Origin of the sequence: Streptomyces sp. NPDC001903, assembly GCF_042891345.1 — a bacterium.
GTDB lineage: Bacteria > Actinomycetota > Actinomycetes > Streptomycetales > Streptomycetaceae > Streptomyces.
Genome location: NZ_JBIASZ010000005.1, coordinates 107574 through 127705, shown reverse-complemented (window position 1 = coordinate 127705; position 20132 = coordinate 107574). Strand labels below are relative to the sequence as shown.

The following is a 20132-nucleotide window of genomic DNA, read 5'->3' as shown; positions in this document are numbered from 1 at the left end:
CGCTCAACCCGCGCTGGTGCCCCGCTTCTTGACATCCGGCTCCAGGCGGCGCGCGCGGACGATCCCGTCGACGCGCGCCGCCGCTTCCTGCACCGTCTCGTGCTCCCAGACGCGGACCGACAGCCAGCCGGAGTCCGCGAGTCGCCGGTCCGTGTCGTGGTCGCGGGCGCGGTTGCCCTCGATCTTCGCGCGCCAGAACTCCGCGTTGCGGCGCGGCCATGTCGCGTGCTCCGGGCATCCGTGCCAAAAGCAGCCGTCCACGAAGACCGCCACGCGCGCCGGGCCGAAGACGATGTCGGCCTCGCGTCGCACGCCCTTCACCGGACGGCGGTGCACCCGGTAGCGCAGTCCCGCCGCGTGCAGCGCACTGCGCAAGGCGATCTCGATGCCGGTGTTCTTGCTCCTCTGCCGGCTCATGCGCGCACGTACTTCGGGAGTGCTCTCCAGGGGTTCCACCCCCTCATTGTCACGCCATGGGAAGTTCCAGTTGGACGTGGCCGCGGGCTTGGGCCGTGGGTGGGGTGGGGCGGGAGCGGGTGAGGGTCAGGAGGGTGCGGAGGGCCTGGACGACCTCCGCGGGGGTGTCGCGGATCATCGACGGGGTCGCGCTGACCACCAGGACGCCGTGGGACTCCAGGCGCAGGCGGCGGTGGAGGGTGGCGTGCCAGGCGTCGCGGGTGTAGTGGTACTCCGCCGAGTCGATCTCCAGGGCCACGCCCTCGTCGGGCCAGTACGCGTCCGGGCTGGCCAGGAAGGCGCCGTCCGGGGTGTAGAGGCGGGCGTTCCACAGCGGGGTCGGGAGGTCCGTCGCCGTCAGGGTGTCCCGGGCCAGGGCCTCGGCGATCGAGCGGACCCCTACGACGAGTTCCGCCGCGGCGGCGCGGATCGCCGGGCGGGTGAGGAGGCGGGCCGCGCGGAGCTCGGCGTGCAGGTCCTGCGGGTGGCACCAGCCGGCCTGGACGACATGGGCCAGCGTCGAGCGGATGCGGTCGGGGTCTTCGGCCCGGGCGGCGAAGTCGGCCGCCGCGCGCACGGGGCGGGTGCTCGGGATGCCGGAAACGGCGATGGTGCGCGGCCAGCGGGCGGTGGCCTGCGGGCGGACCTCCGGGGTGCCGGTGAGCCGGCGCGGGGCGCGGATCAGGACGTCGGCGGGGGTGTGCGGGGCGTCGCGGATGCCGAGGATGGCCAGGGCCGCGCCGCCGGTGAGCACGGCCGTCTCCCCGGACAGCGGGTCCGCGGTCGGCTCGGCGGCGTACAGGACGGCGGCGAGGGCGCGTTGGCGGTGGTCCGGGGGCCCGGTCTGGAGGAGGTAGACCCGGGGCAGCAGGCGCTGCCAGGGCCCGCCCGGGCGGGTGCGGGAGGTGATGGTGCCCTCCGGGATCCCGGAGGCGGCGAGCTGGTGGCGGGTGGCCAGGTTGAGTTGCCTGCGGGCCGTCCGCGCCGCCGCCCGGTTCGGTCCGCGGTTCGGTCCCCGGTCCGGTCCTCGGTTCGGTCCCCGGTTCTGTTCCCGGTGCGTCGGCCGCTTCGGCTGAGGTGTGGTGATCATGCCGGCGGTATGCCCGGCCTGATCCGCACAACACCCCCTAGCGGCCCGGGTGGTCCGGGGAGAGGAAGACGATCACGCCCGTCTGGGTGCCCGGGCGGGCCGTGACCTCGTGCCAGCCCAGGCGGCGGTACGTGGCCACCGTGTCGGTGGCCAGGCGGGAGGTCAGCAGCCAGGCCCGGCGGTCCGGGGCGTCGGCGGTGATCTCCGTCAGCAGGGCGCGGCCGGTGCCGTGGCCGCGCGCGTACGGGCGTACGGCGAGTTCGTCTATCTCCAGCGCACCCGTCAGGAGTTCCCGCACCCGCGCCGGGCCGAGCTGCGCCGCGACCTGTGCGTACCCGCGGTCCTTGGGGAAGGCCGCCGGGGTGAGCCAGCCCGTGGCGAAGCCGTCGATGCCGGCCGCGGACTGGGCGAGGGCCGTACGGAAACCGCGGCGCCGGCTGTCGGCCTGGAGCCGGACCCCGAATTGGCGAATGGTTTCTGCGTCCTCGTTCCACGGCGGGGCGGAGAAGACGTCGACATAGGCGTCGACCAGTTCGTCCGCGAGGTCGAGGACGGCCTGTCCGTAGCAGATCACGATGTCCGAGCTCCTCTTTCTTCCCGTTTTACCGTTTGGGGTGGGAGAGCCAATTTATGCCGGTCGGGTTCCCCCGGGCACGTTTCGCACGGATCCGGCGAGTGTGCGACAAATCCCCTCCCCGTCCTCCGTGTCGGGGACCGCGCGGCCGCGTTGAGCAGCCCGTGGACAGACTGATTCGGGCGGCCGGCCGGTGCGTGCTCGCCTTCCTCCTCGTCCTGGGAGTGGTGGCGCTGCTGCCGCGCGCCGTCAAGGACGCCGTACCGGACGGTGTGATCGGCGGGGCGGTGCTCGTCCTGGGGGCGCTGGGCGCCCGCCGGGTGGTCAAGCCCCCGCGTTAGCCTCGTGGCAGTACCAGTCGGATCAGATGAACGTGATGGAGGAGTTGGGCATGGCGCGCGTACCGAGTTCCGCAGTGGCGGCCGTCGGACTGGTCGGCGGGTACGCCGTCGCCCGGTGGACCAAGAAGCGTCCGCTGGGCGGTGTCGTGCTCGGCGCCGCCGGGCTGGCCGCCGGCCGGGAATGGCACCGCAGCGGCGGCGCCCCCGCGGCGGCCGGGCTCGGGGCGCTGTACCTCGCCGGCTTCGCGGGCGCGCACCCGCTGGCCAAGAAGGTCGGGGCCTGGCCGGCCGTCCTGGGGGCCGCGGCGGTCGTGGCGACCGCCTCCTGGGTCGTCGCCGACCGCGGCTGACGCCGCCGCCCGTACGCCCCGGGCCGGGGTCGTACGCCGGGCCCCGGCCCATCCGCCGGGGCCTACGCCCCGATGCCCCTACGCCCCCAGCGCCTGCGACACGGCATAGATCAGCAGTCCGGCCAGGGCTCCGACCACCGTGCCGTTGATGCGGATGAACTGGAGGTCCCGGCCGATGTGGGCCTCGATCTTCCGCGATGTGTGCTCGGCGTCCCACCCGGCCACCGTGTCCGTGATCAGCGAGGTGATCTCGGTCCGGTAGGTGGTCACCACATACACCACCGCGCCCTCGATCCAGCCCTCCACCTTGTCCTGGAGCCGGCCGTCCGTGGCCAGCCGCGCCCCCAGCGACAGCAGCGAGGACCGGACCCGCAGCCGCAGCTCGCTGTGCTCGTCCTCCGCCGCCGAGATGATCATCGCCCTGATCGCGGTCCAGGCGGAGGCGATCACGTCCTGCACCTCCCCGCGCTGGAGGATCTCGGACTTCAGGCGCTCCACCCGGGCCCGGGTGTCCGTGTCCGACTGGAGGTCGGCCGCGAAGTCCGTCAGGAACCGGTCCACCGCCCCGCGCGCCGGGTGCTCCGGCATGTCCCGCATCTCGGTCAGGAAGCGGAGCAGCTCCTTGTACACGCGCTCGCCGACCTTGCGGTCCACGAACCTCGGGGTCCAGCCGGGCGCCCCGCCCTGGACCGCGCCCATCACCGACTCCCCGTGCGTCACGAGCCAGTCGTGGGCCTTGACGCAGACGAGGTCGACGACGCGGCGGTGCCCGCCGTCCGCGACGACCCTCTCCAGGGTCTTGCCGATCCCGGGCGCGATCTCGGCGGTCTCCGCCCGCCGCGTGATGGCCTCCCCCACGACCGCCTGTACGTCGGAATCGCGCAGTACGGTCAGGGCCCCGCGCAGCGCGGTGGCCAGCTCGGCCGTGACCCGGTCGGCGTGCGCGGGCTCGGCCAGCCAGGAGCCGAGCCGGGCGCCGATGCCGAGGGCGTGCAGGCGGGCGCGGACCACGTCCGGGGAGAGGAAGTTCTCGCCGACGAACTCCCCGAGGGAGACGCCGAGCTGGTCCTTCTTGGTCGGGATGATCGCGGTGTGCGGGATGGGCAGGCCGAGCGGCCGCCGGAACAGCGCGGTGACGGCGAACCAGTCCGCGAGCGCGCCGACCATGCCGGCCTCGGCGGCGGCCCGGACGTAGCCCGCCCAGCCGCCGGCCCCGGCGTGCTCCGCCCAGGTGGTCAGTACGTAGATCAGCGCGACCAGGATCAGCAGGCCGGTCGCGGTGGTCTTCATGCGGCGCACGCCGCGGCGGCGCTCCTCGTCGGCCTCGTTGAACACGAAGCCGCCGGTACCGAGGGGAGTGCTCCTCCCCGTACCGGTACCCGTGCCCGTACCTGAGCCCGTACCTGAGCCCGTATCTCTACCCGTGCCTGTGCCCGTGCCTGCGGCCTTGGTGCGGTGGTCCACGTGTCCCTCCCTTCCCCCGGGCGCCGGTTTTGTCTGCATAGCATCCGACTCCCGGGACCCCTCAGGAGTTCCCGGCACGCCGACCCGACCCACCGGACACCCCCCAGGGGACGCCTAGAGCTCCTTGCGGAGCTTCGGGCCACCGCCCAGGGGCTTCGGCCGCTTCGGGGGTTTGACCTTGACCTCCACCCCGCCCCAGAAGGCCAGGCCCGTCACGACCACCCGCGGGGCGCCCGGGGCCACCGGGCCCGGGGTGTCGCGCTGGTCGAAGGCGCCCATGAAGCCGAAGCCCCGTACGTCGACCTCCACGCCCGGCGGGACCGTGATCTGGATGCCGCCCATGATCGCGATGCAGTTGATCACCACCTCCCGCTCCGCGAAGTTCGCCTCGCGCAGGTCGAGGTCGCCGCTGCCCCAGAAGGCCACCGCGTCCAGCCGCGGCGGCACCGTCCAGGTGCCCTTGCGCTGGAACGAGGACATCACCGCGACCGCCGCCGAGGACGACGCCGGCACGCCGCCGCCCCCGATCCGCGAGGCCCACGAGCCGTCGGCCGGCACCGGAGCCGGCGCCGCGGCCGCGAGCGGCATCGGGTGGCCGCCCGGCGCCGGCAGATCGCGGGTCAGCGGTTCGAGTTCCGCGTACGTCTTCGACGTGTACGCGGCCTCCAGCCGCTCCTCGAACTCCTCCATGTCGATCCGGCCCTCGGCGACGGCGTCCCGCAGACGCTCCACCACCCGGTCACGGTCGGCGTCCGACGCCCTCAGCTCCGGCAACGGCTTCTCCGGCCGCTCGTCAGTCATGGGGAACAGCCTATGTAGTCATACGGAAGAGTTGTATGGCCCAACCCTGGTACCAGCCCCCGCACATCCCTGATTTATCCCTGGCCCCGCTCGTACATCCTCGCGATCACGTCCTCGATGTCCGGCTCCCGCACCGACAGGTCCAGCAGCGGATACCGCGCCGCCACCTCCGCCACCAGCGGCGCCGCCGAGGCCCCCGCCGGGAACGCCAGCCACTGCCGCGGCCCGTCCACCTTCACCACCCGCGCCCCCGCCACGCTGAGCTCGGGAAGCTCCCGCTCCAGGTCCACCACCAGCGTCCGCTCGCCGCCGCCCTCCCCCATCGAGTGCAGACCGGCCAGCGCCCCGTCGTACATCAGCCGCCCGTGGTCGATCACCATCACCCGCTCGCACAGCTGCTCGATGTCCTGGAGGTCGTGCGTCGTGAGCAGCACCGTCGTGCCGAGCTCCGCGTTCAGCTGCCGCAGGAAGCCCCGTACCTTCGCCTTGCTCACCACGTCGAGCCCGATCGTCGGCTCGTCCAGGTACAGCACGTCGGGATCGTGCAGCAGCGCCGCCGCGATGTCCCCGCGCATCCGCTGCCCCAGTGACAGCTGCCGTACCGGTACGTCCAGCAGCTCGGCCAGGTCGAGCCGGTCCACGCACCGCTCCAGGTTCTCCTCGAACCTGGCCCGCGGGATCCGGTACATCCGCCGCATCAGCCCGTACGAGTCCTTCAGCGGCAGGTCCCACCACAGCGTGGTCCGCTGCCCGAACACCACCCCGATCCGGTGCGCCAGCCGCATCCGCTCCCGCGCCGGGTCGATGCCCGCGACCCGCAGCCGGCCGCCGCTCGGCGTGAGGATGCCGGTCAGCATCTTGATCGTCGTCGACTTCCCGGCGCCGTTGGGCCCGATGTAGCCGACCACCTCCCCCCGCGCCACCTCGAAGCTGATCCCGTCGACGGCCCTGACCTGCCGTTTCTCCCGGCGCACCAGACCCGCCCGGCGCCGTACGTCGAAGACCTTCTCGACGCCGTCCAGCTCGATCAGCACGTTCCCGCCCATCCCGTCCACGCCGCCCATCCTCAGCTCCCCGTACTCCGGTACGAACGAAGTCCCGCGCGCCAAGCCAGCGACGCGGGTACGAACACCACCGCCGCCACCAGCGGGCTCACGAACGCCACCCACCCCGGCAGCCCCAGCGGATACGGCCGCCCCAGCACGTACAGGGCGGGCAGCCAGTTCACGAAGGCCAGCGGCACGATGAACGTGACCGCGCGCAACAGGTCCTTCGCGAACACCGTCGGCGGGTACTGGAGCATCGTGTTCCCGCCGTACGTGAAGGAGTTCTGCACCTCCGCCGCGTCCCCGGCGACGAACTGGAACGCCGCCCCGGCCACCATCACCGCCCCGAAGAGCGCCGCCCCGGCCAGCACCATCGAGGGCACCAGCAGCACCTTCCCGGCCGTCCACTCCACGTCCAGCTCCGAGACCGCCCAGACCAGCACCGCCAGCCCCTGCCCGATCCGCCCCACCCGGCGCAGCGCGAAGCGGTCGGCCGCGACCTGCGCGAGCACCGGGACCGGTCGCACCAGCATGGTGTCGAGCGAACCGTCGCGGATCCGGACGCCGATCCGGTCCGTATTGCCGAGGAGCAGGTCCGCCAGGCCCAGGGAGGCCGAGGAGGACCCGTACAGCAGGGCGATCTCGGGCAGCGTGAAGCCGCCGAGCGCGTCCACGTGCGAGAACATGATCCAGATGGCGACGAAGTCGAGCAGCGTGATCGCCGCGTTCCCGAGGGTGGAGAGGAAGAACGAGGTCCGGTACGCCATCGTCGACCGGACCCACATCGCCACGATCAGCCCGTAGCCGCGCAGCCCCTCCACGGCCCGGTTGCGAACCGGTACGTCCACCGGCCCCCCGGACCGCGCCGGGACAACGGCCGCCTCGACCGCCGCGACGGCCCCCACCGCTTCCGTCGCTTCCGCCGCCCCCACCGCCTGCACCGCTTCCGCCTCAGCCACCCTGGACGACCACCTTCCGCGTCGCGGCCGACTGCAACAGCCGCCCCGCGCCCAGCAGTACGAGCACCCACAGCGCCTGGAAGCCCAGCGCCCGCACCGCACCCCCGGCACCGGTGTGCTTGCCCATCAGCACGTCCAGCGGCACCTGCAGCATCGCGGCCCACGGCAGCACGCGGACCAACTCGCCGAAACCGCCCGGGAACACCGTCAGCGGCAGCAGCATCCCGGAGAAGAAGATCTGCACCACGACGGCCATCATGTTGATCCCGGACCCGTCCATCAGCCAGAACGCGGCCAGCCCCAGCAGGTACCGCAGCCCGAAACTGACGATCAGCCCGAGCGTCACGGACACCAGGAACAGCAGCCAGCGCAGCGGATCGGCGGGCAGCGCCAACGGGAAGGCCAACGCCCCCGCGAGCAGCGGAACCACTCCGCGCCCGAGCAACTGGAAGCCGGCCCTCCCCATGTCGGCGGCGAGCCACCACATCTGCAGGTCGGCCGGGCGGTACAGGTCGACGGCGATGTCACCCGTACGGATGCGCTCCTGCATCTCCTCCTGGAAGCCGCCGCCGATGAGCGCGCCAGCGGCGAGCAGCGACTGGCTCACCCAGACGAACGTCAGGGCCTCGGCCTGGTCGTAACCGCCCAGGCCGGGCCGCTCGTCCCACAACGCGACATAGGTGTAAGCGAGGATGAAGCCGAAGACGGTGTTGGTGAACACCCCTGCCGCCGTCGCCGTCCCGTAGGTGGCGTAGCGCCGGAATCCGCCGGCCGCCACGGCCGGATAGAGCCGTGCTCCGCGGGCCGTTGCGCGGCCCGCCGCGCGAGCCGTTGCCTGGTGCACCGTATCCCTCCCTTTTTCCCGGTCGTTCCTACGTCGGCCAAAGCGCGCGAGCTTAGTGCGGAGGGGCGATCCACGCGACCGGTTTACGCCCGTCCAACCCGGAACGAGCGGCCGATCGGGTAGACAGCATGGGGTACAGACGTGGATATTTCGTACGGCGTCGAGGAGTTCTGGCGATGAGCGACCAGTCACCACCACCGGGCTGGACGCCTCGCGACCCGGACACCCCCGCGGGGCCCCCGTCGGCACGGCAGCCGCAGCAGCCCCGGCCGCCACAACAGCCGCAACAGCCGGCCGGCGAGAAGCAGGCCCGCCGAGCCGCCAAGAAGGCCGAGCGCAAACGGAAGCGGACCGGCTGGCGCCGCCTCGTCCCCACCTGGCGCATGGTCCTGGCCACCGTCGTGCTGCTCGGCCTGCTGATCGTCGGCGCGTTCGTCGCCGGCTACCTGCTGGTCCACATCCCGCCCGCCAACGCCGCCGCGACCGCCCAGTCCAACCTCTACCTGTACGCCGACGGCTCCCAGCTCGCCCGCGACGGCGAGGTCAACCGCGTCAACGTCCCGCTCTCGCAGATCCCCCGCACCGTCCAGGAGGCCGTACTGGCCGCGGAGGACCGGGACTTCTACTCCGAACGGGCCGTCGACCCCAAGGCGATGGTCCGCGCCGCCTGGAACACGGCGACCGGCAAGGGCACCCAGTCCGGCTCCACCATCACCCAGCAGTACGTCAAGAACTACTACCTCGGCCAGGAACAGACCATCAAGCGCAAGGTCAAGGAGTTCTTCATCGCGATCAAACTCGGTCGCGAGAAGTCGAAGGACTACATCCTGGAGGGCTACCTCAACACCAGCTACTTCGGCCGCAACGCGTACGGCATCCAGGCCGCCGCCCAGGCCTATTACGGCAAGGACGTCGACAAACTCACCACCGCCGAGGGCGCGTACCTCGCCACCCTCCTCAACTCCCCCAGCGCCTTCGACGTCGTCGCCCACCCCCAGAGCCGCGACCGCGCGCTCGCCCGCTGGAACTACGTGCTCGACGGCATGGTCAAGAAGCAGTGGCTGCCGGCGGCCGAGCGGGCCGCCATCCGCTTCCCCGAACCCGGCAAGGTCCGCCCGGCCGCGGGGCTCTCCGGCCAGCGCGGCTATCTCGTCGAGGCCGTGAAGGACTACATCGTCGACCACAAGATCCTGGACGAGAAGACCCTCGCCGAGGGCGGCTACCGCATCACCACCACCATCGACAAGAGCCGCGAGAACGCGTTCGTCGAGGCCGTCGACGAGAAGATGGTCAGCAAGCTCGACCCGGAGAAGCGCAAGGCCGACCGCGTCGTCCGGGCCGGCGGGGTCTCCATCGACCCGGCCACCGGCAAGGTCGTCGCCATGTACGGGGGCATCGACTACACCAAGCAGTACGTCAACAACGCGACCCGGCACGACTACCAGGTGGCCTCCACCTTCAAACCGTTCGTGTTCGCCTCCGCCGTCGAGAACGACTCCCACACCCAGGACGGCCGCCTGATCACCCCCAACACCGTCTACAACGGCGACAACAAGCGCCGCGTGGTCGGGACCCGGACCCCGTACGCCCCCGAGAACGAGGGGCAGATCTCGTACGGGAACATCAGCGTCAACACCGCCACCGACCTCTCCGTCAACGCCGTCTTCGCGCAGATGGTCGTCGACGTCGGCACCGCGAAGGTCAAGAAGACCGCCATCGACCTCGGCATCCCAGAGAACACCCCGAACTTCGACGCCGGTCCGGCCATGGCGCTGGGCACCATGCAGGCCAGCGTCCTGGACATGACGCAGGCCTACGCGACCCTCGCCGACCACGGCCGCCACACCCCCTACACCCTCGTCGAGAAGATCGAGAAGGGCGACGACGAGGTCCACCTGCCCGACCGCACCCCGAGGCAGGCCGTCAGCCGCGAAGCCGCCGACACCACCACGTCCATGCTCGTCAGCGTCGTGGACAACGGCACCGGTACGGCCGCCCTCGCCGCCGGGCACCCGGCCGCGGGCAAGACGGGCACCGGCGAACTGGACCGCTCCGCCTGGTTCGCGGCGTACACCCCGGACCTGGTCACGGTCGTCTCGATGATGGGCCAGGACCCCGACACGGGCGCGCTGGAGTCCCTGTACGGGGCCCTCGGCGAGGCCCGGATCGGGGGCGGCGGGTACCCGGCGCGGATCTGGGCGCAGTACACGAAGTCGGCCCTGGAGAACAGCGACCCCCTGGACTTCGACCTCGACCTCCAGCCGGGCGCGGCCCCGCCCCCGCCGCCCTTCGTCCCCGGCAGCCCGGAGCCGTCGGAGGAGGAGAACACCCCGCAGTCCCCGGCCCCGCCGAGCCGGCCGAACCGCCCGGGCCGGCCGACGCCGCCCACCGGCGGCCAGGACCAGGGCGGCCGCAGCCAGGGCCAGGACCAGGGGCAGACCACCGAGGGCCAGACCCCGGAGGGCGACACCACGGGGGGCCAGAGCGACGCGGGCACCTCGACCGGAACGAGCACGGGGGCGACCGGCGGCACCACGACGGGCTCGACGGCCGGCGCCCTGGGCGGCGTGACGGGCGGCCTGCGCGGCCGCCCGCCCTCGAACTACCTGGAGTAGCCGGCCGCACCCCCCGGCGTGAGCCGGCCCCGGAAGCGGGGGTCAGTGACCGGAGGTCGCCTTCAGCCCCACCACGGCGACCAGCAGCAGGCAGATGAAGAAGATCCGGGCGGCGGTGACGGGCTCACCCAGCACCGCCATGCCGAGCACCGCGGCGCCGGCGGCGCCGATGCCCACCCATACGCCGTACGCGGTACCGATGGGCAGCGTCTTGGCGGCGTACGAGAGCAGCACCATGCTGGCGATGATCCCGGCACCGGTGAACACACTGGGCCAGAGCCGGGTGAAGCCCTCCGTGAACTTCATACCGATCGACCAGCCGACTTCGAGCAGACCGGCGACGAGAAGCAGAACCCAGGCCATGACGGGCACCTCCGGAAACGAGAGCGAACGGGGTGCGTCGTCTTGTCGTCCAGCAACAGCTACCCGGTACGGCGCGTCTCGTCGGGGGTTCCCCACCACCGTAGCAAAGCCCGTGCGAAAGGGCCGGTGACACCGGTCACCGGCCCTTCGACGCTCGATGCTCGACGCTGCCGCGCGACGCCCGTTTACAGATAGAGCCCGGTGGAGTCCTTGGACCCCTCCAGCCGCTCCGCGGCCACGGCGTGCAGGTCCCGCTCGCGCATCAGCACGTACGTCGCGCCCCGCACCTCGACCTCGGCCCGGTCCTCGGGGTCGTAGAGCACCCGGTCGCCCGGCTCCACACTGCGCACGTTCTGCCCGACCGCGACCACCTCGGCCCAGGCCAGCCGCTTGCCCACGGCAGCGGTCGCGGGGATGAGGATGCCGCCGCCCGAGCGCCGCTCGCCCTCGGGCGAGTCGGACTTCACGAGCACGCGGTCGTGCAGCATGCGGATGGGCAGCTTGTCGTGGGTGGTGGTCTTGGTGTCGTCGCTCACGCCACGAACCTACCCGCCCGCGCCCGGCCCGTACGCCGCAGGGTCATCAGCGCTTGCGCCGTGCCGAGACCACGAGCAGGCCGATCACACCGGCCGCGAGCAGCGCGACGGGCGCGATCCGCTCGAAGCGCGGGGCGCCGTCCTCGTGGCGCAGGCCATCCCGTACGTCCGTCAGGATGCGGTTCACGGCGACGACGGCCCGCCCGGCGGTGTGGTCCACGGTCGAGGCGACCCTGGCCTTCGCGTCCCCGATGATCGTCTTCGGATGCACGCGCACGCCGATCTCGTCGAGCGTCTCGGCGAGCTGCTCGCGGCGGCGGACGATGTCCGCCTCGATCTGTGCGGGGGTCCTGGCTTCGGGCACCGCGCTGCCTCCGTCGTCGTCGGGTCGAGTAGGGGGCGTAGCCCACCATGAACAGTCTGTCAGCTTAGTCTCGGACCGTACCGATCCCCTCCCGAGGAGACTGTTGACATGAGCGAGCGACTCCAGCCGGGCGACACCGCCCCCGCCTTCACCCTGCCCGACGCGGACGGCAACGAGGTCTCGCTCGCCGACCACGAGGGCCGAAAGGTGATCGTGTACTTCTACCCGGCGGCGCTGACGCCGGGCTGCACGAAGCAGGCCTGCGATTTCACGGACAACCTGTCGGTATTGGCCGAGGCCGGCTACGACGTGATCGGCGTGTCCCCGGACAAGCCGGAGAAGCTGGCGAAGTTCCGCGAGAAGGAGCACCTCAAGGTCACCCTGGTCGGCGACCCGGAGAAGCAGGTCCTCGAGGCCTACGGCGCGTACGGCGAGAAGAAGCTGTATGGCAAGACGGTGACGGGCGTCATCCGCTCCACGGTGATCGTCGACGAGGAGGGCAAGGTCGAACGCGCCCTCTACAACGTCAAGGCCACGGGCCACGTAGCCAAGATCATCAAGGACCTGGGCATCTGACGGCACCCGCCTTCCCCGGCAGCGGCCCGCACCCACCCGGTGCGGGCCGCTCCGCTTTTCGCACGAAATGACCGGTAACCATCGACGCAACCCCCCGTTACTCCGTACGAGAGCCGCACACGCGGCCGGGAACGGAGGGGTGGGCGGATGCCGACGAGCCGATACACGAGGAAACGCCTCACGGAGGCGGCGCGCACGTCGCGGACACTGAGCGAGGCGGTGGAGAAGGTGGGGGCGGACCCACGGGGCGGATCCCGGGAATACGTGCGCGTCCGCATGCGGAAGCTGGGGGTCGACACATCGCACTTCGAGCGGGAGGGGGTGAAGTGGACCAAGGAGGTCCTTGAGACGGCTGTGGCCGCTTCCAGCAACATGTACGAGGTGCTCCACCGACTCGGCCTGGAAGCCGTGGGCGGACACCACGCTCACATCAGCCGCAAGGTGAAGGCATTCGGCATCAACACCTCACACTTCACCGGCCCGACGCGGACGGAGCGCATGCGGGACAACGGACGCCGCCGCACAGCCCAGGAGATCCTCTGCGAGGACGCCTCGCCACAGGCCACGAGAACGCCCAACTCCCGGCTGCGGCGCGCCCTCCTGGAGAGCGGGGCCCACGAGTGCTGCGCCTTCTGCGGCATCGAGGCGGCCTGGCTGGGCGAGCCGCTCGCCTTGGAGGTCGACCACTCGACGGCAACTGGCGGAACAACCGGCGAGAGAACCTGCGGTTCCTCTGCCCCAACTGCCACTCCACGACTGATACATACCGCGGCCGAGGCAAGGTGCGACGATGACCCCCGCCGTTGGCCGGTCGCCCCGGCCGACGGCGGAGGAGCTTCGGCACGCCGTGGACGCTTCGCGCTCACTCTCCGAGTCCCTTCGCCTCCTCGGCCGACCGGACAACCATCATCAGCGCGCACGCCTGAAGGCATGGATCACGGACGAGGGCATCAGCACCGCCCACTTCCTGGGGCAAGCCCACCAGCGCGGCAAGCCATCGCCCACCGCCAAGACGCCGGACGAGATACTCGTCCGGCACGACACGCAGCGGAGAACCGGCACCAAGACGCTGCGTCGCGCGCTGCACGAGATCGGCGTCCCGGAGTGCTGCGACCGGTGCGGAACCCCTCCCGTGTGGCAAGGGCGCCCCATGACCTTGGAGATCGACCACGTCAACGGCGACTGGAGCGACGACCGCCGGGAGAACCTCAGGCTGCTGTGCCCCAACTGCCATGCGATCAGCAGCACATGGTGCCGAGGAGGCCGCCGCCGGTCGAGTTCCTGATCTTGCGCATTTTCGTACAGCCGCCTGCCGCTATCATGGCAGGCGGCTAGCGGCGGTGGCGCAACGGCGACGCAGCAGACTTAGGATCTGTGGCCCGTGAAACGGCTTGAGGGTTCGAATCCCTTCCGCCGCACAGCAACGGCCTGCGAATCGAAAGATCGATTCGCAGGCCATTTTTGTACCCGCCCTCAGCCCACCAGGGCGCGGATGAAGGGGAGCAGGGCGCGGAAGGCCTGGCCGCGGTGGGAGATGGCGTTCTTTTCCGCCGGGGTGAGTTCCGCGCAGGTGCGGGTGTCGCCCTCGACCTGGAGGATCGGGTCGTAGCCGAAGCCGCCGGTGCCTGCCGGGGTGTGGCGCAGGGTGCCCATGAGGCGGCCTTCGACGACGCGTTCGGTGCCGTCCGGGAGGGCGAGAGCCGCCGCGCACGCGAAGTGGGCTCCACGGTGCTCGTCGGCGATGTCCCCGAGCTGGGCCAGCAGCAGGTCCAGGTTGGCCCGGTCGTCGCCGTGCTTGCCCGCCCACCGCGCCGAGAAGATGCCGGGTGCGCCGTTCAGGACGTCCACGCAGAGGCCCGAGTCGTCGGCGATCGCCGGCAGGCCGGTGGCCTGGGCCAGGGCGTGGGCCTTGAGGAGGGCGTTCTCGGCGAAGGAGATGCCGGTCTCCTTGACGTCGGGGATCTGCGGGTACGCGTCCGCGCCGACCAGCTCGTGCGGCAGGCCGGCGTCGGACAGGATGGCGTGGAGCTCGGCGATTTTGCCCGCGTTGCGGGTGGCGAGGATCAGGCGGCTGGTCATGCCGCCCATTATCCGGCCCCGTCCGAGCGGCCTGCGGATCAGCCCGGGGTGCAGACCTTGGAGAGTTCCTTGGCCGCGTCGGCCACCGGCTGGATGTCCGGGGTGGTGTTGCCGTTCTCGATGGCCGTGCGGACGTTCTTCACCGCCGTGGTCATGGAGGAGACGGCCTTGCTCAGGTCGGCGTTGTCCGTCTGGTCGCCGACCTTCTTGAGGTTCGCCTCGATCTGGTTGAGCGCGTTCTGGGCGTCCTGCGGGCTGTTGCCCGCCTGGGAGACCGCCTGCTGGAGGTCGTTGGCGCCGTCCGTGATGGCGACCGCCGTGTTCGCGCAGTCCATCGCCGTCGAGATCGCGTCACAGGACGTCAGCGCCGGTACGGCGAGAGCCGCGGCGAGCACGACCGCCGCTATGCGGTGCTTCGGGTTCATGTTCGGGTCTCCCAGGGATCGACACGGATGTGAGGACGGGCGCACGGCTTTGACACCGTGCGCCCGTACCCACGGGGACGCACCAGCGGCCCCTTCGGTTCTTTCTGTTGCCCGGAACCGCGGCCGGAACCGCGGCCGGAACCGCGGCCGGAACCGCGGCCGGAACCGCGGCCGGAGCTGTGACCGGAACCGCGACGGGGCCGCGGCCGGAGCCGCGCCTAGAGCTGGAGCGCGCCCAGCTGGATGGCCTCGAGGTCGGCGCAGCCGCCGGCGGCCAGGTCCAGGAGGGCGTTCAGCTCCTTGCGGTCGAACGGCTCGCCCTCGGCGGTGCCCTGGACCTCGACGAAGCGGCCGTCGCCGGTGCAGACCACGTTCATGTCGGTCTCGGCGCGCACGTCCTCCTCGTAGCAGAGGTCGAGCAGCGGGACTCCGTCCACGATGCCGACGCTGACGGCGGCGACGGTGCCGGTGAGCGGCTTGCGGCCGGCCTTGATCAGCTTCTTCTGCTGGCCCCAGGCGACGGCGTCGGCCAGGGCCACGTAGGCGCCGGTGATGGCGGCGGTACGGGTGCCGCCGTCGGCCTGGAGGACGTCGCAGTCCAGGACGATGGTGTTCTCGCCCAGCGCCTTGTAGTCGATCACGGCGCGCAGGGAGCGGCCGATGAGGCGGGAGATCTCGTGGGTGCGGCCGCCGATCTTGCCGCGTACGGATTCGCGGTCGCCGCGGGTGTTGGTGGAGCGGGGCAGCATCGAGTACTCGGAGGTGACCCAGCCTTCGCCGCTGCCCTTGCGCCAGCGCGGCACGCCTTCGGTGAAGGAGGCGGTGCAGAAGACTTTGGTGTCACCGAAGGAGATGAGGACGGAGCCCTCGGCGTGCTTGCTCCATCCGCGTTCGATGGTGACCGGGCGGAGCTGTTCGGGCGTACGGCCGTCGATGCGAGACATGCGTCCGAGCCTAGTCGGTGGCCGGGTGGGCGAGAGCCGGGTACGCGAAGACCCCGTCCGGGTGGGTCCGGTACGGGGTCTGGCGGAGGTCCGAGCGGGAGCTCAGCTCACATCATGTCTTCGATGTCGGCGGCGATCGGGTCGGCGTCGGTGCCGATGACGACCTGGACCGCGGTGCCCATCTTGACGACGCCGTGGGCGCCGGCGGCCTTCAGTGCGGCCTCGTCGACCAGGCCGGGGTCCTTGACCTCGGTGCGCAGGCGGGTGATGCAGCCCTCGACCTCTTCGATGTTGTCGATGCCGCCGAGCCCGGCGACGATCTTCTCAGCCTTGGTGGCCATGTTTTCTCCCTGAGTTCTACGAAGAACGACCTGCGCAATCCGCTTTGTCACGGTAACGCACGGTTGGCCCATCTACACGAGCGCGTGACCGAGGTCTGCCGAATCATGACGATCAGCAGCAGCCCGCCTCGCAACTGGTCTACACCAGTGTGCCGCACGCGCTGCCCCTGCCAAAACGGGCCGTTCAGGGAGGACGCCGATGAGCGCGAGCAGCGCCGCAGAAGCACCGCAGCAGCGGAAGTGGTGGAGCGGCTTGTACCCGGGGCTGCAGAAGATGGGGCGGAGCCTGCAGCTGCCGATCGCGGTGCTGCCCGCGGCCGGGCTCCTCAACGGACTCGGGCAGCCCGGAGTCTTCGGCGAGGACGGCCTGAACTGGACCATCGTGTCCAAGGTGATGGTGGCCGCGGGCGGCGCCCTGCTGAACGCGGACCTCGGCCTGCCGCTGCTCTTCTGCATCGGTGTCGCGATCGGCATGGCCAAGAAGGCCGACGGCTCGACGGCCCTCGCGGCGGTGGCGGGCTTTCTCGTCTACCGGGGCGTACTGCACGCCTTCCCCAACACCTGCCCGGTCGGCACCGCGGACATCGGCGGCGGCTGCCTGGGGCCGAACAACACCTTCGTGGAGTTCACGTACCAGAACCCCGGAGTGTTCGGCGGCATCATCATGGGCCTGCTCGCCGCCTGGTTCTGGCAGCGCTTCCACCGGGTCAAGCTGGTCGACTGGCTGGGCTTCTTCAACGGGCGCCGCCTGGTCCCGATCATCATGTCGTTCGTGGCGATCGGGTTCGCGGCGCTCTGCCTGTGGATCTGGCCGCCGGTCGGCAGCGCACTGGAGAGCTTCTCCGACTGGCTGGTGGGGCTGGGCTCCTGGGGTGCCGGAATCTTCGGCGTCGCCAACCGCGCGCTGCTGGTGATCGGCCTGCACCAGTTCCTGAACGTTCCCGTGTGGTTCCAGTTCGGCAGCTACACCAAGCCGGACGGACAGACGGTGCACGGCGACATCAACATGTTCCTGGCGGGCGACCCGAACGCCGGGCAGTTCCTGACCGGCTTCTTCCCGATCATGATGTTCGCGCTTCCGGCGGCGGCACTGGCGATCACGCACTGCGCGAAGCCGGCCCGGCGCAAGGAGGTCGGCGGCCTGATGCTGTCGGTGGCCCTGACATCCTTCGTCACCGGCATCACCGAGCCACTGGAATACTCGTTCCTCTTCGTGGCGCCGGTGCTGTACGCGATCCACGCGGTCCTGACAGGCGTGTCGATGGCGGTGACCTGGGCGCTGGGCGTCCACGACGGCTTCAGCTTCTCGGCGGGCCTGATCGACTACCTCATCAACTTCGGCCTGGCGACGAAGCCCTTGCTGATCATTCCGATCGGCCTGTGTTTCGCGGCGGTGTACTACGCCGTCTTCCGCTTCGCGATCACCAAGTTCAACATCCCGACCCCCGGACGCGAGTCGGACGAGGAGATCGCGGCCATGCAGGCGGAGAACACGAAGGCGTAACGAACCGCGCGCCGCGCGAGGCCCTCGGATCCGCGGATCCGGGGGCCTTCCGCTTGTCCCGGGCCCCGCCCGCGCGTCCGGCCGCTCCCGGAAGCGGAATGTGGCGTAGGCCACAGGAAATCGAAGGTTCCTTATCTATCCCCGACCATGCTACAACTGGTCTACACCATCAATTGGTGTAGACCACGCGGCCCCATCGGGGAGCCTGCGTACCCCCAACGAAGACGTCGCCGTCCCCATCTCCTCCGGCGGCGCCTTGCCCTCTGGAGGAAGTTGTGACCACGGCTGCCGCCGCCCCCGCGGCCCAGAAGAAGAAGGGCTCCGGCGCGATGGCTGTCATGCAGCGCATCGGCCGCAGCCTCATGCTCCCCGTCGCGGTGATGCCCGCCGCCGCGCTCCTGGTCCGCTTCGGCCAGGACGACATGCTGGCCCGCGCGTCCTTCCCGGACTTCATCCAGAAGCTGGCCGGCTACATGGCCGCGGGTGGCGACGCCATCCTCGGCAACATGGCGCTGCTGTTCTGCGTCGGCATCGCGATCGGCTTCGCGAAGAAGTCGGACGGCTCCACGGCGCTGGCCGCGGTCGCCGGTTACCTGGTCTTCCAGAAGGTGCTCGCCACCTTCACCGACTCGAACCTGCCGAAGGTGGCCAAGGTCGTCGAGGGCAAGATCGTCAACGTCGAGGCCCCGGTCAACGCCGGCGTCCTCGGCGGCGTCGTGATGGGCATCGTTGTCGCGCTCCTCTACCAGAAGTTCTACCGGACCAAGCTGCCGGACTGGGCGGGCTTCTTCGGCGGGCGCCGTCTCGTCCCGATCCTCTCCTCCTTCGCCGGCCTGGTCATCGGCATCGTCTTCGGCCTCATCTGGCCGGTGCTCGGCGCGGGTCTGCACAGCTTCAGTGAGTGGCTCGTCGGTTCCGGCGCCGTCGGCGCGGGCATCTTCGGTGTCGCCAACCGTGCGCTGATCCCGATCGGCATGCACCACCTGCTGAACTCCTTCCCGTGGTTCCAGGCCGGCTCCTACACCGACGGCGGCACCGACTACCACGGTGACATCGCCCGCTTCCTGCACGGCGACCCGACGGCCGGCCAGTTCATGACCGGCTTCTTCCCGATCATGATGTTCGCCCTTCCGGCGGCCTGCCTGGCCATCACCCACGCGGCCCGCCCCGAGCGCCGCAAGGTGGTCGGCGGCATGATGTTCTCGCTCGCGCTCACCGCCTTCGTCACCGGTGTGACCGAGCCGATCGAGTTCACCTTCATGTTCATCGCCCCGGTGCTGTACGCGATCCACGCGGTGCTGACCGGTGTCTCCATGGCCCTGACGTGGGGTCTGGGCATGAAGGACGGCTTCGGCTTCTCCGCCGGCGCGGTCGACTACCTGCTCAACCTGGGCAAGGCCAGCAACCCGCTGGGCCTGGCGGTCGTGGGCCTGTGCTTCGCGGCCCTCTACTACGTGATCTTCCGTGTCGCGATCACCAAGTTCAACATCCCGACGCCGGGCCGCGAGTCCGACGAGGAGCTCGCCGAGCTGGCGAAGGCCGAGGCCAAGTAGCCACGGCGGCGCAGTACGGCGAAGCCCCCGCTCTCCCTTCCGGGAGGGCGGGGGCTTCCTCGTGCGTGCGGCCGGGCCCGCGCTCAGACCTCGTAGACCGCGCCCGCGTACGCCAGGTCCACCGGGCCGTCGTAGACCGCGCGGGCGTCGGCCAGGTTCTGGCGGGCGTCCGTCCACGGCGGGATGTGGGTGAGCACCAGCCGGCCGACCCGGCCGCCGTGCGCGAACTCCCCGGCCTCGCGGCCGTTGAGGTGGAGGCCCGGGACGTCCTCCTTGCCGTGCGTGAAGGAGGCCTCGCACAGGAACAGGTCCGTGCCCTCGGCCAGCATCCCCAGCTCGGGGCAGACGCCCGTGTCTCCGGAGTACGTCAGGGAGCGGCCGCCGTGCTCGACGCGGATGCCGTAGGCCTCGACGGGGTGGCTGACGCGTTCGGTGCGGACCGTGAACGGGCCGATCTCGAAGCTGCCGGACTTCAGGTTCCGGAAGTCGAAGACCTCGCTCATGGAGCGCTCGTCGGGGACGTCGTCGTACGCGGTCGTCAGGCGCTTCTCGGTGCCCTCGGGGCCGTAGACGGGGATCGCGGCGCACCGGCCGCCCTCGTGCCGGTAGAACCGGGCGACGAAGTAGGCGCACATGTCGATGCAGTGGTCGGCGTGCAGATGGCTCAGGAAGATCGCGTCGAGGTCGTAGAGACCGATGTGGCGCTGCAGCTCGCCCAGGGCGCCGTTGCCCATGTCGAGGAGCAGCCGGAAGCCGTCGGCCTCGACGAGGTAGCTCGAGCAGGCCGATTCCGCGGACGGGAACGACCCCGAGCAGCCGACGACGGTGAGCTTCATGGAGCGAGAACCTCCGGGGACGGTCCGTGGACGGAATGCGGGCCGTGCGTGGGTCGAGCGTAAGGCGCGAA

General features: G+C 70.9%; 23 protein-coding genes, 1 tRNA gene, 1 pseudogene and 1 riboswitch. Of the genes and pseudogenes, 9 read left to right on the top strand and 16 right to left on the bottom strand.

Features of this window, described 5'->3' with window-relative positions; genetic code table 11:
- Nucleotides 1-3 precede the first annotated feature (3 nt).
- The 3 genes from ACFYZS_RS13105 to ACFYZS_RS13095 are packed head-to-tail and all read right to left on the bottom strand — an operon-like array spanning nucleotide 4 to nucleotide 2120.
- Nucleotides 4-456: a very short patch repair endonuclease gene (locus ACFYZS_RS13105; RefSeq protein WP_389010553.1), complete on the bottom strand. Its 453-nt coding sequence runs from the start codon at nucleotides 454-456 to the stop codon at nucleotides 4-6.
- Nucleotides 457-466: 10 nt separating this feature from the next.
- Nucleotides 467-1546: a hypothetical protein gene (locus tag ACFYZS_RS13100; protein ID WP_389010550.1), complete on the bottom strand. Its 1080-nt coding sequence runs from the start codon at nucleotides 1544-1546 to the stop codon at nucleotides 467-469.
- Nucleotides 1547-1583: 37 nt separating this feature from the next.
- On the bottom strand, nucleotides 1584-2120 hold the full coding sequence (locus ACFYZS_RS13095; RefSeq protein WP_389010547.1) for a GNAT family N-acetyltransferase: 537 nt from the start codon (nucleotides 2118-2120) through the stop codon (nucleotides 1584-1586).
- Between the two features lie 164 nt (nucleotides 2121-2284).
- Between ACFYZS_RS13095 and ACFYZS_RS13090 the strand changes: the two genes are divergently transcribed.
- Nucleotides 2285-2461: a hypothetical protein gene (locus ACFYZS_RS13090; RefSeq protein WP_165937233.1), complete on the top strand. Its 177-nt coding sequence runs from the start codon at nucleotides 2285-2287 to the stop codon at nucleotides 2459-2461.
- A gap of 50 nt (nucleotides 2462-2511) precedes the next feature.
- On the top strand, nucleotides 2512-2811 hold the full coding sequence (locus ACFYZS_RS13085) for a hypothetical protein (protein ID WP_389010544.1): 300 nt from the start codon (nucleotides 2512-2514) through the stop codon (nucleotides 2809-2811).
- A gap of 78 nt (nucleotides 2812-2889) precedes the next feature.
- Here ACFYZS_RS13085 and ACFYZS_RS13080 read toward each other — a convergent pair whose 3' ends face one another.
- The 5 genes from ACFYZS_RS13080 to ACFYZS_RS13060 all read right to left on the bottom strand — a co-directional run bounded on the left by ACFYZS_RS13080 (nucleotide 2890) and on the right by ACFYZS_RS13060 (nucleotide 7925).
- Complete coding sequence (locus ACFYZS_RS13080; protein WP_389010541.1) at nucleotides 2890-4314, bottom strand: DUF445 domain-containing protein; 1425 nt, start codon at nucleotides 4312-4314, stop codon at nucleotides 2890-2892.
- A 75-nt stretch (nucleotides 4315-4389) separates the two neighbouring features.
- Nucleotides 4390-5076, bottom strand: a complete 687-nt coding sequence (locus ACFYZS_RS13075; RefSeq protein WP_389010538.1) for a DUF1707 domain-containing protein — start codon at nucleotides 5074-5076, stop codon at nucleotides 4390-4392.
- A gap of 74 nt (nucleotides 5077-5150) precedes the next feature.
- On the bottom strand, nucleotides 5151-6140 hold the full coding sequence (locus tag ACFYZS_RS13070) for an ATP-binding cassette domain-containing protein (protein WP_389010535.1): 990 nt from the start codon (nucleotides 6138-6140) through the stop codon (nucleotides 5151-5153).
- Nucleotides 6141-6142: 2 nt separating this feature from the next.
- Nucleotides 6143-7081: an ABC transporter permease gene (locus ACFYZS_RS13065; protein WP_389010532.1), complete on the bottom strand. Its 939-nt coding sequence runs from the start codon at nucleotides 7079-7081 to the stop codon at nucleotides 6143-6145.
- Nucleotides 7074-7925 (bottom strand): ABC transporter permease, encoded by an 852-nt coding sequence (locus ACFYZS_RS13060; protein WP_389010529.1) that lies wholly within the window; start codon nucleotides 7923-7925, stop codon nucleotides 7074-7076. Before ACFYZS_RS13060 ends, ACFYZS_RS13065 begins: the two co-directional genes overlap by 8 nt.
- 176 nt (nucleotides 7926-8101) lie before the next feature.
- On the opposite strand from ACFYZS_RS13060, the gene ACFYZS_RS13055 reads away from it, so the two are divergent.
- A complete protein-coding gene (locus ACFYZS_RS13055) occupies nucleotides 8102-10540 on the top strand; it encodes a transglycosylase domain-containing protein (RefSeq protein WP_389010526.1) in 2439 nt (812 codons plus the stop codon).
- Nucleotides 10541-10582: 42 nt separating this feature from the next.
- Here ACFYZS_RS13055 and ACFYZS_RS13050 read toward each other — a convergent pair whose 3' ends face one another.
- The 3 genes from ACFYZS_RS13050 to ACFYZS_RS13040 form a co-directional block, all read right to left on the bottom strand.
- Nucleotides 10583-10903, bottom strand: coding sequence for a multidrug efflux SMR transporter (locus tag ACFYZS_RS13050; protein ID WP_048475570.1), 321 nt, complete (start codon nucleotides 10901-10903; stop codon nucleotides 10583-10585).
- A 31-nt stretch (nucleotides 10904-10934) separates the two neighbouring features.
- Nucleotides 10935-11013, bottom strand: a riboswitch (guanidine-III (ykkC-III) riboswitch).
- A gap of 75 nt (nucleotides 11014-11088) precedes the next feature.
- Nucleotides 11089-11391 carry a co-chaperone GroES gene (locus tag ACFYZS_RS13045; RefSeq protein WP_048475576.1) on the bottom strand — a complete coding sequence of 101 codons (303 nt, stop codon included), beginning with the start codon at nucleotides 11389-11391 and terminating at the stop codon, nucleotides 11089-11091.
- 94 nt (nucleotides 11392-11485) lie between these two features.
- Nucleotides 11486-11803 (bottom strand): DUF3618 domain-containing protein, encoded by a 318-nt coding sequence (locus tag ACFYZS_RS13040; protein ID WP_389010523.1) that lies wholly within the window; start codon nucleotides 11801-11803, stop codon nucleotides 11486-11488.
- A 108-nt stretch (nucleotides 11804-11911) separates the two neighbouring features.
- Here ACFYZS_RS13040 and bcp point away from each other — a divergent pair, with 108 nt between their 5' ends.
- The 4 genes and pseudogenes from bcp to ACFYZS_RS13020 all read left to right on the top strand — a co-directional run bounded on the left by bcp (nucleotide 11912) and on the right by ACFYZS_RS13020 (nucleotide 13797).
- Nucleotides 11912-12379, top strand: a complete 468-nt coding sequence (gene bcp, locus ACFYZS_RS13035) for a thioredoxin-dependent thiol peroxidase (RefSeq protein WP_389010520.1) — start codon at nucleotides 11912-11914, stop codon at nucleotides 12377-12379.
- Nucleotides 12380-12526: 147 nt separating this feature from the next.
- Nucleotides 12527-13173, top strand: a pseudogene (locus ACFYZS_RS13030) (HNH endonuclease signature motif containing protein).
- A gap of 53 nt (nucleotides 13174-13226) precedes the next feature.
- Nucleotides 13227-13664, top strand: coding sequence for an HNH endonuclease (locus tag ACFYZS_RS13025; RefSeq protein ID WP_389010517.1), 438 nt, complete (start codon nucleotides 13227-13229; stop codon nucleotides 13662-13664).
- Nucleotides 13665-13713: 49 nt separating this feature from the next.
- A tRNA-Leu gene (locus tag ACFYZS_RS13020) sits at nucleotides 13714-13797 on the top strand.
- Between the two features lie 55 nt (nucleotides 13798-13852).
- On the opposite strand, the gene rdgB is transcribed toward ACFYZS_RS13020, so the two are convergent.
- The 4 genes from rdgB to ACFYZS_RS13000 all read right to left on the bottom strand — a co-directional run bounded on the left by rdgB (nucleotide 13853) and on the right by ACFYZS_RS13000 (nucleotide 16240).
- Entirely contained in the window at nucleotides 13853-14458 is a 606-nt protein-coding gene (rdgB, locus tag ACFYZS_RS13015) for an RdgB/HAM1 family non-canonical purine NTP pyrophosphatase (RefSeq protein WP_389010514.1), read from the bottom strand.
- A gap of 38 nt (nucleotides 14459-14496) precedes the next feature.
- The gene (locus tag ACFYZS_RS13010) at nucleotides 14497-14883 is read right to left on the bottom strand and encodes a hypothetical protein (RefSeq protein WP_048475565.1); all 387 of its coding nucleotides are present in this window, start codon (nucleotides 14881-14883) and stop codon (nucleotides 14497-14499) included.
- Between the two features lie 218 nt (nucleotides 14884-15101).
- Nucleotides 15102-15827, bottom strand: a complete 726-nt coding sequence (rph, locus tag ACFYZS_RS13005; protein WP_030299875.1) for a ribonuclease PH — start codon at nucleotides 15825-15827, stop codon at nucleotides 15102-15104.
- 107 nt (nucleotides 15828-15934) lie between these two features.
- A complete protein-coding gene (locus ACFYZS_RS13000; protein ID WP_389010510.1) occupies nucleotides 15935-16240 on the bottom strand; it encodes a glucose PTS transporter subunit EIIB in 306 nt (101 codons plus the stop codon).
- Between the two features lie 127 nt (nucleotides 16241-16367).
- Between ACFYZS_RS13000 and ACFYZS_RS12995 the strand changes: the two genes are divergently transcribed.
- On the top strand, nucleotides 16368-17672 hold the full coding sequence (locus ACFYZS_RS12995) for a PTS transporter subunit EIIC (protein ID WP_389010508.1): 1305 nt from the start codon (nucleotides 16368-16370) through the stop codon (nucleotides 17670-17672).
- Between the two features lie 275 nt (nucleotides 17673-17947).
- Nucleotides 17948-19225 (top strand): PTS transporter subunit EIIC, encoded by a 1278-nt coding sequence (locus ACFYZS_RS12990; protein WP_389010505.1) that lies wholly within the window; start codon nucleotides 17948-17950, stop codon nucleotides 19223-19225.
- A gap of 83 nt (nucleotides 19226-19308) precedes the next feature.
- Here ACFYZS_RS12990 and ACFYZS_RS12985 read toward each other — a convergent pair whose 3' ends face one another.
- Entirely contained in the window at nucleotides 19309-20061 is a 753-nt protein-coding gene (locus ACFYZS_RS12985; RefSeq protein ID WP_389010502.1) for an MBL fold metallo-hydrolase, read from the bottom strand.
- Nucleotides 20062-20132: the final 71 nt, after the last annotated feature.